Source organism: Alcanivorax sp., assembly GCF_040118815.1.
GTDB lineage: Bacteria > Pseudomonadota > Gammaproteobacteria > Pseudomonadales > Alcanivoracaceae > Alcanivorax.
Genome location: NZ_JBEDTC010000001.1, coordinates 375,426 through 390,008, shown reverse-complemented (window position 1 = coordinate 390,008; position 14,583 = coordinate 375,426). Strand labels below are relative to the sequence as shown.

General features: G+C 57.0%; 17 protein-coding genes. 4 read left to right on the top strand and 13 right to left on the bottom strand.

Annotated elements, in window-relative coordinates; genetic code table 11:
* Positions 1 to 149: 149 nt before the first annotated feature.
* From ABNH18_RS01775 to xerD, 4 genes are all read right to left on the bottom strand, one after another.
* Positions 150 to 1,451, bottom strand: coding sequence for a homoserine dehydrogenase (locus ABNH18_RS01775; RefSeq protein ID WP_349381165.1), 1,302 nt, complete (start codon positions 1,449 to 1,451; stop codon positions 150 to 152).
* Positions 1,452 to 1,493: 42 nt separating this feature from the next.
* A complete protein-coding gene (gene alaC / locus ABNH18_RS01770) occupies positions 1,494 to 2,684 on the bottom strand; it encodes an alanine transaminase (protein WP_349381164.1) in 1,191 nt (396 codons plus the stop codon).
* A gap of 121 nt (positions 2,685 to 2,805) precedes the next feature.
* The gene (locus tag ABNH18_RS01765; protein WP_349381163.1) at positions 2,806 to 3,549 is read right to left on the bottom strand and encodes a DsbC family protein; all 744 of its coding nucleotides are present in this window, start codon (positions 3,547 to 3,549) and stop codon (positions 2,806 to 2,808) included.
* Between the two features lie 45 nt (positions 3,550 to 3,594).
* Entirely contained in the window at positions 3,595 to 4,524 is a 930-nt protein-coding gene (gene xerD, locus ABNH18_RS01760; protein WP_349381162.1) for a site-specific tyrosine recombinase XerD, read from the bottom strand.
* Positions 4,525 to 4,710: 186 nt separating this feature from the next.
* On the opposite strand from xerD, the gene ABNH18_RS01755 reads away from it, so the two are divergent.
* Positions 4,711 to 4,965 (top strand): GlsB/YeaQ/YmgE family stress response membrane protein, encoded by a 255-nt coding sequence (locus tag ABNH18_RS01755; protein WP_349381161.1) that lies wholly within the window; start codon positions 4,711 to 4,713, stop codon positions 4,963 to 4,965.
* Positions 4,966 to 5,148: 183 nt separating this feature from the next.
* Here ABNH18_RS01755 and rplS read toward each other — a convergent pair whose 3' ends face one another.
* The 5 genes from rplS to ffh all read right to left on the bottom strand — a co-directional run bounded on the left by rplS (position 5,149) and on the right by ffh (position 8,819).
* Positions 5,149 to 5,505, bottom strand: a complete 357-nt coding sequence (rplS, locus tag ABNH18_RS01750; RefSeq protein ID WP_349381160.1) for a 50S ribosomal protein L19 — start codon at positions 5,503 to 5,505, stop codon at positions 5,149 to 5,151.
* 10 nt (positions 5,506 to 5,515) lie between these two features.
* The gene (gene trmD, locus ABNH18_RS01745; RefSeq protein WP_349381159.1) at positions 5,516 to 6,313 is read right to left on the bottom strand and encodes a tRNA (guanosine(37)-N1)-methyltransferase TrmD; all 798 of its coding nucleotides are present in this window, start codon (positions 6,311 to 6,313) and stop codon (positions 5,516 to 5,518) included.
* Positions 6,314 to 6,880 (bottom strand): ribosome maturation factor RimM, encoded by a 567-nt coding sequence (gene rimM / locus ABNH18_RS01740; RefSeq protein WP_349381158.1) that lies wholly within the window; start codon positions 6,878 to 6,880, stop codon positions 6,314 to 6,316.
* A complete protein-coding gene (rpsP, locus tag ABNH18_RS01735; RefSeq protein WP_007149040.1) occupies positions 6,880 to 7,128 on the bottom strand; it encodes a 30S ribosomal protein S16 in 249 nt (82 codons plus the stop codon). Before rpsP ends, rimM begins: the two co-directional genes overlap by 1 nt.
* 269 nt (positions 7,129 to 7,397) lie before the next feature.
* Positions 7,398 to 8,819 (bottom strand): signal recognition particle protein, encoded by a 1,422-nt coding sequence (gene ffh, locus ABNH18_RS01730; RefSeq protein WP_349381157.1) that lies wholly within the window; start codon positions 8,817 to 8,819, stop codon positions 7,398 to 7,400.
* A 229-nt stretch (positions 8,820 to 9,048) separates the two neighbouring features.
* Here ffh and ABNH18_RS01725 point away from each other — a divergent pair, with 229 nt between their 5' ends.
* The gene (locus ABNH18_RS01725; protein ID WP_349381156.1) at positions 9,049 to 9,849 is read left to right on the top strand and encodes a cytochrome C assembly family protein; all 801 of its coding nucleotides are present in this window, start codon (positions 9,049 to 9,051) and stop codon (positions 9,847 to 9,849) included.
* A 154-nt stretch (positions 9,850 to 10,003) separates the two neighbouring features.
* Complete coding sequence (locus tag ABNH18_RS01720; RefSeq protein WP_349381155.1) at positions 10,004 to 11,266, top strand: HlyC/CorC family transporter; 1,263 nt, start codon at positions 10,004 to 10,006, stop codon at positions 11,264 to 11,266.
* A 143-nt stretch (positions 11,267 to 11,409) separates the two neighbouring features.
* Here the strand turns inward: ABNH18_RS01720 and rssA are convergent, their stop codons facing one another.
* Genes rssA through ABNH18_RS01700 form a run of 4 tightly spaced genes read right to left on the bottom strand, consistent with a single transcriptional unit; the run spans position 11,410 to position 13,697 of the window.
* Complete coding sequence (gene rssA / locus ABNH18_RS01715) at positions 11,410 to 12,339, bottom strand: patatin-like phospholipase RssA (RefSeq protein ID WP_349381154.1); 930 nt, start codon at positions 12,337 to 12,339, stop codon at positions 11,410 to 11,412.
* Positions 12,336 to 12,545, bottom strand: a complete 210-nt coding sequence (locus ABNH18_RS01710; protein WP_349381153.1) for a DUF1289 domain-containing protein — start codon at positions 12,543 to 12,545, stop codon at positions 12,336 to 12,338. Before ABNH18_RS01710 ends, rssA begins: the two co-directional genes overlap by 4 nt.
* On the bottom strand, positions 12,538 to 13,074 hold the full coding sequence (locus ABNH18_RS01705) for a gamma carbonic anhydrase family protein (protein ID WP_007149553.1): 537 nt from the start codon (positions 13,072 to 13,074) through the stop codon (positions 12,538 to 12,540). Before ABNH18_RS01705 ends, ABNH18_RS01710 begins: the two co-directional genes overlap by 8 nt.
* A gap of 50 nt (positions 13,075 to 13,124) precedes the next feature.
* A complete protein-coding gene (locus ABNH18_RS01700) occupies positions 13,125 to 13,697 on the bottom strand; it encodes a CoA pyrophosphatase (protein ID WP_349381152.1) in 573 nt (190 codons plus the stop codon).
* 319 nt (positions 13,698 to 14,016) lie between these two features.
* Between ABNH18_RS01700 and ABNH18_RS01695 the strand changes: the two genes are divergently transcribed.
* A complete protein-coding gene (locus ABNH18_RS01695) occupies positions 14,017 to 14,574 on the top strand; it encodes an NUDIX hydrolase (RefSeq protein WP_349381151.1) in 558 nt (185 codons plus the stop codon).
* Positions 14,575 to 14,583 lie beyond the last annotated feature (9 nt).

The window sequence follows — 14,583 nt, the reverse complement described above, 5'->3', positions numbered from 1 at the left end:
TAGTGTAAAGCCTCTAAGCTAGGCTCTGCGGTTCTCAAAAGTCAGGGGTTCTTGCCAGACTGCCCGACGCCGGAAGCCAAACGCCTGACGGTGAATCTTGGGTGGATTCTAACGCGTCTGGCCTCCAGCGTCTGGCTTCGGGCGTTTAATCAGGCATCGAGCGTTTCCACCCGAATACGCATTATATCGCTATTCACAGCTTCAAGGGCACCGATCTTGGCCAAGGCCGCGCTCATGTCGCCTTCGCGTACCTTGTGGGTCATCATCACGATAGGCACCAGGCCCTGGTCCACTTCGCGCTGCACCAGTGCATCAATGCTGACATTATTATCACTGAGAATACGTGTCACATCGGCCAATACGCCGGTCTTGTCCTGCACGTGCAGGCGCAGGTAGAAGCTGCAGGACACGTCATCGATGGTCAGAATCGGCTCATCGGACATCTGGTCGGTGTGGAAGCCCAGATACGGTACACGCTCGTCATGGTCCACGGTCAGTGCGCGACCCAGCTCAATGATGTCAGCCACTACCGCGGAAGCGGTCGGCTCGGCACCGGCACCGGCGCCGTAGAACAGCGTTGGACCGACAGCGTCGCCATCGATCATGATGGCGTTCATCACACCATTCACGGCGGACAGCATGGTTTCCTTGGGGATCAGGGTCGGGTGCACCCGTAGCTCAATACCGTTGCCGGTGTCCTTGGCGATACCCAGATGCTTAATGCGGTAGCCAAAGTGCTTCGCGCTGGCCACGTCTTCAGTGGTAATCCGGCTGATCCCCTCGGTGTAAACCCTGGAAAACTGCAGCGGGATACCGAACGCAATGGACGCCAAAATAGTCAGCTTGTGGGCCGCATCAATGCCTTCCACGTCGAAGGTGGGGTCTGCTTCGGCATAACCCAGCGCCTGCGCTTCTGCCAACACGTCATCAAAAGCCCGACCACCCTCTTCCATTTCGGTGAGGATGAAGTTGCCGGTGCCATTGATAATGCCCGCCAGCCAGTTCACGTGGTTCGCGGCCAGGCCTTCACCCAGGGACTTGAGGATCGGAATCCCGCCGGCCACAGAGGCTTCGAACGCCACATCGACACCATTGTCCTGGGCGGCCTGGAAAATTTCGTTACCGTGCTCGGCGATCAACGCCTTGTTGGCGGTGACCACATGCTTGCCGTTCTTGATGGCGGTAAGTACCAACTCACGGGCAGTATCAATGCCGCCAATCAGCTCTACCAGGATGTCGATATCCGGGTCTGTCGCCACCGCAAAAATATCGCGGGAAAGACGAATGTCACTGGTGTCACAGGCCGCATTGTCACGGCGGGCACCGATATGGGTAATTTCAATCGGACAGCCCACGCGGCGGGCAATATCCCGCGCGTTACGCTTCAGTACATTCACGGTGCCAGAACCCACCGTGCCCAGACCAGCAATACCCACCTTCACCGACTTCACGTGATTTCCTCTCTTTATGCAGGGCGCACAAGGCGCAGCCTGTTAGCCCAACAGCCCATCCTGACGGAACATCTTCTTGATGCCGCGCATGGCCTGTCGGGTACGTTGTTCGTTCTCGATCAGCGCAAAACGCACATGATCGTCACCATAGTCGCCAAAACCAATGCCCGGCGACACTGCTACACCCGCATCGGTGAGCAGCTTCTTGGAAAACTCCAGCGAGCCCATGGCCTTGTAGGGTTCGGGAATCTCTGCCCAAACAAACATGGTGGCACGGGGTTTTTCCACCGGCCAGCCAATGTCACACAGCCCCTCCACCAGGACATCGCGGCGTTCGCGATACATCTCACAGATTTCGGCAACACAACTCTGATCCCCTTCCAGTGCAGCAATCGCCGCCACCTGAATCGGGGTAAAGGTGCCGTAATCCATGTACGACTTGATACGTGCCAAGGCGTGAATCAGCTCTTTATTGCCGCAACAGAACCCCACACGCCAACCGGGCATGTTGTAGCTCTTGGACAGGGAAAAGAACTCCACCGCCACATCCTTCGCACCTTCCACCTGAAGGATCGAGGGGGCCTTGTAACCGTCGAACACGATATCTGCGTAGGCGATATCGTGCACCACCCAGATCTGGTGCTCACGAGCAATGGCCACCACTTTCTCGAAGAAATCCAGCTCCACACACTGGGCCGTCGGGTTACCGGGAAAATTGAGCACCAGCATTTTCGGCTTGGGCCAGGATTCCTTGATCGCCCGCTCCAGCTCCACAAAGAAATCCACCCCTTTCACCATGGGCACATGGCGGATATCCGCATTGGAAATCACGAACCCATAGGGATGGATCGGATAACTGGGGTTGGGCACCAGCACGGTGTCCCCCGGGCCCATGGTCGCCAACGCCAGATGCGCCAGACCTTCCTTGGAACCGATGGTGACAATGGCCTCTGACTCCGGGTCCAGCTCCACGTCATAACGGCGTTGATACCAATCCGTCATGGCCTTGCGCAAGCGTGGAATACCCCGCGACTGCGAATAGCGATGGGTATCGCCACGCTGGGCCGTCTCTGTCAGCTTGTCGACAATATGCTTGGGCGTGGGCTGATCCGGATTGCCCATGCTGAAATCGATAATGTCCTCACCCCGTGCTCGCGCCGCGGCCTTCATCTCTCCAACAATATTGAAGACATAGGGCGGCAAACGACGGATTCGCTGGAAATCGGTTTCCACGACAGCACCTTGGGTGGGAGTAAAAGAAGGCCGACACATTAACGGCGCAACCCTGCGTCGTCAATGTGTCGGCACCGTGTTTACGACAGCAAAGCGCCGTAATACGGGGGGTACAGGCCGATCAGTCCAGCCGCTTGAGCATATCTTCCGGGGTTAGATAGCCACCCAGCTGCTTGCCTTCGGTGGTGTAGATCGCCGGCGTACCGCGAACCCCAAACGTCAGGCCCAGTTCGTACTGCTCATCGACCGGCTTGGCACACTCGCCCAGCTCCGCATCGCTGATCTGGTCATTGAGTTTGGCATCCGACAGCGCCTGGGCGGGATCATCGGCACACCAGATATGGCGCATGGCGGCAGCCGCCTTGGTGGTCGGGCCACCGCGAGGAAACGCCAGATAATGCACGGTCACCCCGGACGCCATGTATTCGTCGATATGGCGATGCAGCTTGCGGCAATACCCACAGGTGATATCGGTAAACACGTAGACTTCCACTTTCTCGTCTTCAGCGGCGTAGGTGATCATGTCGTCCTTGCTCAGCGTTTTGATACCTTCAGCACGAACCTTTTCCAGGCGCTGTTCCGCCGGGTTAACCACCTCACCGTCTTTGAGCTCAAGCAGTTTGCCGATCATGATAAAACGGCCATCTTCGCTCATGTAAACGGTCTCTCCGCCGTTCACGTCCAACTCCAGCATCCCTTCCATGGGGGCAGCACGTACATCGCTGACCTCAACAGCAGGAAAGGCTTTTTCAAAAGCCGCTTTCGCCTTCTCACCGTCGACCTTGGCGTTACCCTTGGCGGTTTCAGAACTGGCACCACAAGCGGTCATCAGCCCCAACAATACAAACAGCAAAACCTTTTTCATTGTGTCGTTACTCCTTCTCTTACCTGTGAGAACCCGTCACCAGGCTCAGGTTCCCGATCGGGGGTGATGTTTCTGGTACACGTCTTGTAACCGCTGCTGTGCCACATGGGTGTAAATCTGGGTGGTGGACAAATCCGAGTGCCCCAAAAGCAGCTGTACCACCCGCAAATCCGCGCCGTGATTCAGCAGGTGCGTGGCAAAGGCATGCCGCAGTGTATGGGGAGAGAGCTTTTTTTGCACCCCCGCGATCACGGCCAACTGCTTGATTCGATGCCAGAATGTCTGCCGCGTCATACAGGTGCCACGGCGACTGGGAAAGAGCAGCTCCTGGTTGCCATCCGCCGCCAGCAACAGGGGACGCCCCTCCTGCGCATAACGGCCCAGCCAGTGCAGCGCCTCTTCACCCAACGGCACCAACCGCTCCTTGTCGCCCTTACCAATCACCCGAATCAGTCCCTGACGCGGGTTAATCTGGCTCTGGGTCAACGTCACCAGCTCTGTCACCCGCAACCCGGTGGCATAGAGTACCTCCAGCATGGCCCGGTCGCGCAGCCCCAGCGGTGTAGACAGATCCGGAGCCGCCAGCAACGCTTCCACATCCGCTTCGCTGAGTGTTTTCGGTAACGGCCTGCCCAGTTTCGGTCGTTCGATCAGCAGCGCGGGATCGTCCGCAATGCGCCCTTCCCGCTTGAGCCAACGATAGAAGCTTTTTACCGCCGACAGCTGCCGGGCGACAGAGCGCGCACTGAGGCCTTTCTGGTGCCGGGCGGCCAGGAATTCCAACAGTTGATAGCGTTCGCAGGCCAGCAACGCCGCTCGTTCGCTCTGCAACCAAACGGCAAGCTGACTAAGGTCACGGCGATAATTTGACAGACTGTGCTCACTGAGGCCTTTTTCCAGCCACTGCTGGTCCAGCCAGCTATCAATCAGCCTGCCATGCTCATCCGTTAATTGCTCATCGGTCACCGTTCCCATTACCCCATCAAGCCTTATTCAAAGAGAAAAAACAATGAGTTACCCGGCAGCGCTATCTTTAACTGACAGCACCTCTTTTACCAAATATTACGCATAATCCTGACACCATTAACGACAAGCACCGCGATTTAGGGCAACAATGGAGGTCAGCAAAATTTCAAGAAATCGTCACCAAGGAGAGGAATCGTGGGAATTTTATCCTGGATTGTATTCGGCTTGATCGCCGGCATCATCGCCAAATGGATTATGCCAGGGAAGGACCCAGGCGGCTTTATTGTCACCACCCTGATCGGTATTGCCGGCGCCGTGGTCGGCGGCTGGCTCGGTTCCATTACCGGCCTCGGCGGCTCTGTCAGCGGATTCAGCTTGGGCAGCTTCATTACCGCCATCGTCGGTGCGCTAGTGCTGCTGGCCTTGTACCGGATGATGAAGAAAAACTAGCACGCCTGATGTCATAAGCGCTATGCATTCGACATCTAGCGCTCGGCGCTCCAACAAAAAAGCCGCTTCCCCAAAAGGAAGCGGCTTTTTTGTTGGAGCAATCTACCGGGCCAGAGGTTGATTTCGCATGCCCTACAGCAAAGGCTAAACCAACATTCGCTCGCGGTAGACGGAATCCGCAATCTACCGGATTTTTTCTTTAATCCGTGCAGACTTACCAGAGCGATCACGCAGGTAGTAGAGCTTGGCGCGGCTCACATCACCACGACGATTCACTTCGATGGAATCGATCAGCGGGCTATGCAGCTGGAATACACGCTCAACACCCACACCGTGGGAGATTTTACGAACGGTGAAGGCAGAGTTCAGGCCACGGTTACGACGAGCGATAACCACACCCTGGAACGCCTGCAGACGCTCACGGGTACCTTCCTTTACTTTCACTTGCACGGTGACGGTGTCACCAGCGCTGAATTCCGGCAGTTCGGTCTTCAGCTGGGCGTTTTCGATGCCCTGGATAATAAGGTTCTTGCCACTCATGGCAGTGCTCCTAATCAGAGGTTTTTGCTGTATGCGACGGCTGCTCGGCGATGTATTCGTCCAGCAGCTGTTGCTCTTCTTTGCTTAAGCCCCGCGCCCGGCGGGCCTCCAGCAGGTCAGGACGCTGTTTCCAGGTCCGTCCCAGCGCCTGTTTAAGGCGCCAGCGGCGAATCAGTTCATGATTGCCGCTGAGCAGTACCGGTGGCACTGCCTGCTCGCCATACACCTCCGGGCGGGTGTAATGCGGGCAATCGAGCAGGTTTTCGAAGTCACCCGAAAAAGAGTCCTGCTCGGCGGAATCCTGGTGACCCAGCACTCCGGGAATCAATCGGCTGACCGCATCGATCAGCACCAGCGCCGGCAGTTCGCCGCCGCTTAGCACGTAGTCGCCGATGGATATCTGCTCATCCACCTCGGCATCGAGCAACCGCTCGTCTACGCCCTCATAGCGCCCCGCCAACAAGATCAGGCCGGGCTGCTCCGCCAACGCCGCGGCCTTGGCCTGGGTCAGCGGCTGTCCTTGCGGGGACAGATAAACTACTTTCGCTGCCGGGTTGGCAGTGCGTGCAGCCTGCAGGGCTTTCGCCAACGGCTCCACTTTCATCACCATGCCGGGGCCGCCACCAAAAGGGCGATCGTCCACGGTGCGGTGGCGGTCTTCGGTGAAATCCCGAGGGTTCACCGTTTCCACCTGCAGCTGACCATTATCTACGGCCCGCCGAGTAACGCCGAAGTCCGTAATCGCTTGCGCCATCTCCGGGAACAATGTCACCAGAGTGACGGCAAACGCAGGCTTCGTCGCCATCATTTAAAAGTCCGGATCCCAATCTACTGTCATCTCGCCATCGGCAAGACTGATAGCAGTAATCACATCGTCCGGAAGCCAAGGAATCAGGCGCTCACGCCGATCCAGGCTATTGCTGTCGCCGCGTACCACAACCACATCGTTGGCACCGGTTTCCAGCATGCGCGTCACTTTGCCCAGGTCCATGCCATCCACATGCTTTACCCGCAGGCCAATCAAGTCACGCCAGTAGTACTCACCCTGCCCGGACTGTGGCAGCAAATCAGCGGGTACGCCGATTTCTTGCCCTACCAAGGCCGATGCAGCTTCCCGGTCGGTGACCCCTTCCAGTTGCGCAATCAGTCCTTTGCCCTGAGGGCGAAAACCGGTCACTTTCACCGGTTTCCATTCTCCCTGCGGGCCAGCCTGTTTCAGGTGCCAAGGCTGATACTGCCGGAGGTTATCCATCGGGTCGGTATTGGAGTAAACCTTCACCCACCCTTTGACGCCGTGCACCCCGAGGATGCGGCCGACAACCTCCAGCGCAGAGGACGCGCCCTCTTCAGAAGAGGATTGTCCTCGCTCTGCCATCAGGCTGCCTTACGGGCCTGCTTGGCGAGGGTCTTAACACGGTCAGACAGCTGTGCACCCTTGGCAACCCAGGCATCCAGGCTTTCCAGGTTCAGCTTAAGAGGGATTTCACCGCCACGGGCGATGGGGTTGTAGAAACCCAGTTGCTCGATGAAACGGCCATCACGTGAGTAACGGCTATCAGCAACAACGATGCTATAGAACGGACGCTTCTTGGAACCGCCGCGAGCGAGACGAATAACTACCATGGTTTACCTACCTATTTATCAATCCGGTTTCCCGGCCCAACCATCAAGAAAGACAGCCAGACCATCGTATCCGCTTGAAAGCCACCCGTGAAAAGCACGTAGAGGCCGCGAAGGGCGCGAATTGTACAGGGAGATGGGCCACGCAACAAGCTCCACGCAACACACTTTCACGGCAGCGATCCCAAACGCAACGCGGGCAGAGAGGCGGAATCCCCACCCACTCTGCCCGCGTTATTGCGAGAAGCATGCTGCGCGATGCGTGCGCAGCCTCACATCGGCGGCAATCCGCCCGGGCCGCCCATGCCACCCGGTGGCATTCCGCCGCCCGGGCCACCTTGGCCGCCGCCCCCCATCATGCCTTCCATGCCACGCATCATGTTCTTCATGCCACCCTTGGTGCGCATCTTCTTCATCATCTTGGCCATCATCTTCTGCTGCTTGATGAGGCGATTCAGATCCTGAATCTCCAGACCCGCACCGGCGACGATCCGTTTCTTGCGCGACCCCTTGAGCAGGTCCGGATTACGGCGCTCTTTCGGGGTCATGGAATCAATCAGGGCTTCCATGTGTTTCATTTGCTTCAGAGAAGCCGGGTCCTGGGCCGCCTCCATCATCCCGCCCATGCCGGGCAGCTTGTCGAGCAAACCAGCCATGCCGCCCATATTACGCATCTGCTGGAACTGGTCCTTCAGATCCTCGAAGTCCATCGCCTTGCCTTTCTTGAACTTCTTGGCGATTTTTTCGGCTTTCTTCTTGTCCAGCTTGCGCTCAGCTTCTTCCACCAACGACAGCACGTCGCCCATGCCGAGAATCCGGCTGGCGATACGATCCGGGTGGAACGGCTCCAGGGCATCGGTTTTCTCGCCCATACCGATAAATTTGATCGGCTTGCCAGTGAGGTGGCGGACGGACAGAGCCGCACCACCGCGAGAATCACCGTCGGCCTTGGTCAGAATCACACCAGTAAGCGGCAGGGCTTCATTGAAGGCCTGCGCTGTATTGGCGGCATCCTGCCCCGTCATGGCATCCACCACGAACAGGGTTTCCACCGGGCTAATAGCCCCGTGCAGGCGCTTGATCTCGCCCATCATCTCTTCATCGACGTGCAGACGACCGGCGGTATCGACGATCAACACATCCATATAACGGCGGCGAGCTTCTTCGAGCGCCCCGTTGGCGATATCTACCGGGTCTTGATCTGCCGTGGACGGGAAGAAGTTGGTCTCCACTTCCCCGGCCAGGGTTTTCAGCTGCTCAATGGCCGCCGGGCGGTACACGTCCGCGGATACCACCATGACCTTCTTCTTCTCGCGCTCCTGCAGAAAACGCGCAAGCTTGGCCACGGAGGTGGTTTTACCCGCCCCTTGCAGGCCCGCCATAAGAATGATGGCCGGCGGCTTGGTGGCCAGGTCCAGGGCGTCGTTGGCGTCGCCCATGGTATGAACCAGTTCGTCATTGACGAGTTTCACGAAGGCCTGGCCCGGATTCAGGCTCTGCAGCACGTCCTGACCAAGCGCTTTTTCCTTTACCTGTTCGACAAACTCTTTCACCACCGGCAAGGCCACGTCGGCCTCCAGCAGTGCCTTGCGCACTTCGCGCAGGGTGTCGCGGATATTGTCTTCGGTCAGGGAACCCTGACCTGCCAGGCTTTTAAGCGACGATCCCAACCGATCGGTGAGATTCTCGAACATGGGTCTACCTCCAAATGCACCATGTCTGCGGTCAGGCGTGCCTGCCGCAGTGACAGGGGCGCGATTATAGCCCTCCTTGGGCACCAACGTCATGGCCCCGGCCCCAGTCTTCCTTATTACAGACACAAAATGAGAATGATTGTTGATAGATAACTGGCGGCTATGCCAGACTTCAGCGGGCTTGGCCCGCCATTTTATGCTGGGCGCCTACTTCGGATAACAACGACTTATGAACTTTTCCGTGATCACCGGCTTCGCGGCGTTTGTTTTGTATCTCGCAGCCTGCCTGATCCTGTATCGGCAATTTCGCGGCCAGACGGTCCCGTCCCGTGCCAGCATCCTGATTCCTGGCACCCTGGCCGTTATCGCCCACGCCGCCAGCCTGTGGCAGGTGATGATCACCGCAAACGGACTGCAACTGGGGCTGTTCCCGGTCGCTTCCGCCGTGGCCATGACCGGCGCTGCCGTGGTCGTTGTGTCCAGCCTGTATCGTCCTTTCGAGTGGATTTCAGCATTAGTCTATCCCTTTGCCGCGTGCACCATTCCTGCCATGTTATGGGTCAACACCGGCTATACCGCCCACCCGCTGGCCCACGGCTTGGGGGTACATGTACTGTTTTCCATTGTCGCCTACGCCGTGCTGGCGCTGGCCGCCTGTCAGGCCATTTTGCTATGGATCCAGGATCGCCAACTCAAGAGCGGCCATATCCGTGGTGTCATGCGGCTTTTCCCACCGATTCAGGTGATGGAATCCATGCTGTTCGAGGCGATCTGGCTGGGCGAAATCCTGCTGACCGTCGCCATCTTCAGCGGCTTTCTTTACGTGGATAATCTGTTTGCGCAGCACTTGATGCACAAAACCGTGCTGACCCTGGTGTCCTGGGTGGTGTTCGCCATCCTACTGGCGGGCCGTTATGTGCGTGGCTGGCGGGGGCGCACCGCCATCCGCTTTACGCTCAGCGGCTTTGCGGTACTACTGGTGGGCTTTTTCGGCAGCCAGCTGGTTCTCGAATTCATTTTGAGACGCTGAGAAATTGAAAAGCGCTGCATCGACCCCCTGGGTGTGCTCCAAGCGTCGGCTCGCGTTTCAACTTTAAACTTTCAACTCGTCCCTCCTTTCCTTGACACCTCAACCCCCCGGCCCGAACAATAGCGGGCCGACTGGCGGATAAACGATATTTCCTTTGGATACCTACTCTGACGGGTGGCTAATTGGCGCCCTGGTTATTCTGATTCTGGTCTCAGCTTTCTTTTCCAGCAGCGAAACCGGCATGGTGGCGATCAACCGCTATCGCCTACGGCACCTGGCTCGCCAGGGTCAGAAAGCAGCCAGCCGGGTGGAAGCCCTGCTCAAACGCACCGACCGGCTGCTGTCCGTCATCCTGATTGGCAACAATTTCGTTAATAATTTTGCCGCCACTGTGGCCGCCATTTTAGCGATTCGCTGGCTGGGCGACAGCGGTGCCGCTGTGGCACCGGTAGTGATTACCATCATCATGCTGGTGTTTGCGGAAATCACCCCAAAGACCTATGCCGCCATGCGCCCGGAACGGGTCGCCTTCCCCGCCAGCCTGGTCCTCAAGCCGTTGCAGGTGATATTGGCTCCGCTGGTATGGATGGTGAATGGGGTCAGCAGCATGCTGCTGCGCCTGGGCGGTATTCGCCCCAACGAACAAGATGACGATCATCTAAGTCCGGAAGAACTCCGCACCGTTGTGAATGAAGCCGGCGGGCTGATTCCCGAGAATCACCAGAAAATGCTGCTCAATATTCTTGATCTGGAAACCGTGACCGTCGAGGACATCATGGTTCCACGTAACGAGATGGTCGGCATTGATCTGGATGACGACATGCACGAGATCCTTACCACCTTGCGCGCCAGTCAGCATACCCGTCTGCCGGTCTTCAATGGCGACCCGAACAACATGATCGGCCTGCTGCACCTGCGCAAACTCAGCCGTTTACTGCTCAAGGAAGACATCAACAAAGCTGAACTGATGCAGTACACGGTGGAGCCTTACTTCGTACCGGAAGCCACCTCGCTGCACCAGCAGCTGATCAACTTCCAGAATGCCAAGCGGCGCATCGGCATTGTCGTGGATGAATACGGGGACGTGCAGGGCCTAGTTACACTGGAAGACATTCTCGAAGAAATCGTCGGCGAGTTCACCACTGACCTGGCCGCCACCAGCCAGGACATCCACCCCCAGGACGACGGCAGCTTCGTGATCGACGGTTCCTCCACCCTGCGCGACATCAACCGCGCGCTGCAATGGGAACTGCCCACCGATGGCCCCAAGACGCTTAACGGGCTGATTCTGGAATACCTGCAGGATATTCCCGACGCCAACATCTCAGTGAAAATCGACCAGTACCTCATCGAAATTCTACAAGTGAAAGACAATATGGTGAAGGCCGTCAGAGTCAGGCAGGCGGAAGCTAATTAATCATTAAGAAGGAACAATTAATAACCCACGTTCCAGCCTCACCCTGTCTCTAACGCAAGAGGCCGCGCCCAAACCTTGAGCGCGGCCTCTTGCGTTTATACGACGCGTATTTTTTCCGTGCCGCTCAACGTTCCATTACTATTTCAAACACGATCCGCGATCGGCGACCCGACCCAGGCCAGGATATCGGCCTCGTACCGCTTCACCAGCGCACGCCCTTCAGCGATGGCTTCCTTGGCGCGATGAAAATCCATCAGCGCAAAATCCTCCAGCATCGGCACCAGCGTGACCTCCGGAGGATCACCGGCCATGCGCGATCGGGTAATCCGGTCTTGCATGATATTGATACTGGAGGCCACCACATCAAAGAAGCCCGGGTCCTGCCCATCACCCGAGGCGAAATAATCCATCATCTTTTGCCAGATGCTGCGCTCCTCATCCGTACCCTCTGCGCCTTCTGCCTGGCTGCGGGTATCCCGGGACAAGTGAGCCCCCACCAACTGGGCATTCAGGTTCACCGCAATCACCACATCCGCGCCCATAGCACGGGCTGCAGAAACCGGCACCGGATTCACCAAGCCACCATCCAGCATCCATCGACCCTGCATCTTCACCGGCGAAAATAATCCGGGCAGAGCACAGGAAGCCCTTGCAGCATCCAGCATACGGCCTTTGGTAATCCAGACTTCCCGGCCGCTGGTCATGTCCGTGGCAACGGTGACCAATTTCTTGTCCAAAGTTTCAATCTCCGGGTTTTCATGGTTCTCCTGGAAAAAACTGAACAGCTTTTCCCCCTTCACCATACCCCCGGAAAAGCTGATATCCAGAAGCCCGAATACGTCTTTAACGGTCAGTGATTCCACCCAATGGGCGAAGTCATTAAGAGCACCCGCCACATACGCGCCACCGACCAACGCCCCAATGGACGTGCCTGCCACCACCTGTGGATGCACCCCAATCTCTTCCAGTGCCTGGATAACCCCGATATGTGCCCAGCCACGGGCCGAGCCGCTGCCTAATGCCAAGCCAACAACCGGCCGGCCAGGCTCCTGATCACCAATCTGTGTTGTCATTGATTGTTCTCCTTACGCACCACACAGGGAGCTGGCTCACCGTTCATGCGCTGATCAATACGGCGAAAGACTTCGCGCTTTTCATCATCCGAGAGCAGCCCCCAGATGGAAATTTCCCCGCCGGTACGAAAACAGCCTACACAGATATCATTTTCATCCAGTGCGCAGATCGAGACACAGGGTGAGACCAGTTGCCTGTCAGTCATGGAACCGTTCGTCCACCTCCAGATGCTGGTCGAACTCCTTGGCATGGGCCACGTAATGCATGCTGCCCATGGTCAGCATGGCCTTGTGGCCCTCACCAATTTCTTTCACTACCTTGGCAGGAGATCCCATCACCAGGGAATTGTCCGGAATCTTCATTCCCTCCGGCACCAAAGAATTGGCTCCAATAATGCAGTTATTGCCAATCACGGCCTTGTTGAGCACCACCGCATTGATACCGATCAGGCTGTTATCGCCCACGGTGCAGCCGTGCAGCATAACCTTGTGGCCAACTGTCACGTCCCGGCCCAACTTCATGGGTACACCCGGGTCCACGTGCAACACGGCACCGTCCTGAATATTGGTATTTTCACCGATTTCAATCACATCGTTATCGGCCCGCAATACAGCGTTAAACCAAATGCTGCTGTTGGCCTCCATGATCACCGATCCAATGACGGTTGCGTTATCCGCAATCCAATGGCCACTGCCACGCTGTTCCAGCCGGCGCTCACCAATCTTGTAAATCATTCGACTCCCCTTTTTTCCTCGTGCCAGGCAGAGGGTTACCAACTAGAAAGTTACTTCACCTCGAACTCAATGCCCGCATCATAAACGTGGTTGATCAGATCCAGAATCATGAAAGCGGTCAGGCCCCAGATTCGTTTATCTTCATAGTAATAACTGGGAATCCGGAACTGGCGGCCAAACACGTCAATGGGGCTGGACAGCTCCGGGGCCTCATCCAGAAAGAACTGTAGAGGCACCTGAAAGATGGTATCGATTTCGCCAGGCTCGGCTTGCAACTCTGCCTCCGGGCTGACGATGCCCACAAAAGGCGTCACCTTCATGCCATAACGGGAGGCCAATGGAGATAACTGCCCCAGGACATCCACGTAATCCGGGGACAGCCCCACTTCTTCCTGACTTTCACGCAGGGCCGTCATCAGCAGGTTCTTGTCACCCGGATCCCGCTTTCCACCAGGGAACGCCACTTCGCCGGCATGGGTGGGCATGGAATTGGAACGAACCGTCAGGATAACCCGTGGCTCAGGCACATCCACCAACGGCATAAGAACGGCGGCCTCAGGCAAAGCCAGGGGCAATTCTGTGCGTTTGTAATCAGGCAAACGCTGCCTGAGCTGCTCAAGCACACCCTTCTCCAATTCACAAATTCAAACGGTAGTTTGAACAGCCCGGGCGCCCTGGGCAAGCCTTGTCATCACTCGCACCCTCTGGCCATTAAGGGAACGTCCGATACAGCAACGATAATGACATCTTGAAGCATCACACAAACCTCGACACGCCCAGCCAGCCTTGAAGCTCCCTAGCTTCTGTCAGCCGAGATAGTTAGTCTATTGACCATTATCGACTGTGCCCCGGCTCTCCCCAAAACCGGCACCTGACGGAATGAGAGTAAGGCACACCAAATCATTTGCGGATATTTGTGGTATCCGTCGCAGCGAGTTTTCCATGAAATTCTGCAGCCATTGCGGTAATCCCAACCTGCAATTTAGTATCCCGGAAGGGGATAACCGCCCCCGTTACTGGTGCCCGGATTGCGAGACAATCCATTACCAGAACCCCAAGATCGTGGTGGGTGCTGTGCCCATGTGGCAAGGAAAAGTGCTGCTGTGCAAACGCTCCATTGAGCCGCGCAAAGGCTATTGGACGCTACCTGCAGGCTACATGGAAAACGGTGAAACCCTGCAGGAAGGCGCCGCCCGAGAGACATGGGAAGAAGCCTGCGCCACGGTGGCCATTGGCGACTTGTATACGGTATTCAACCTGCCCCACATTAATCAGGTATATGTGTTCTTTCTCGGTGACGTGGAAGACGGCAAATACGGCGTCGGCGAAGAGAGCAGCGACGCCGGCCTGTTTTCTCTGGATGAAATCCCCTGGGATGAATTGGCCTTCCCCACCATCGGCCGCACCTTACGGTTTTATATTGATGACCTTGCGCGCAACGATTTTCCCGTACGCACGCAGGATATCCAGCCGCTCAAACGTCGCCCGAAAGACGAATAACCGAAGTCC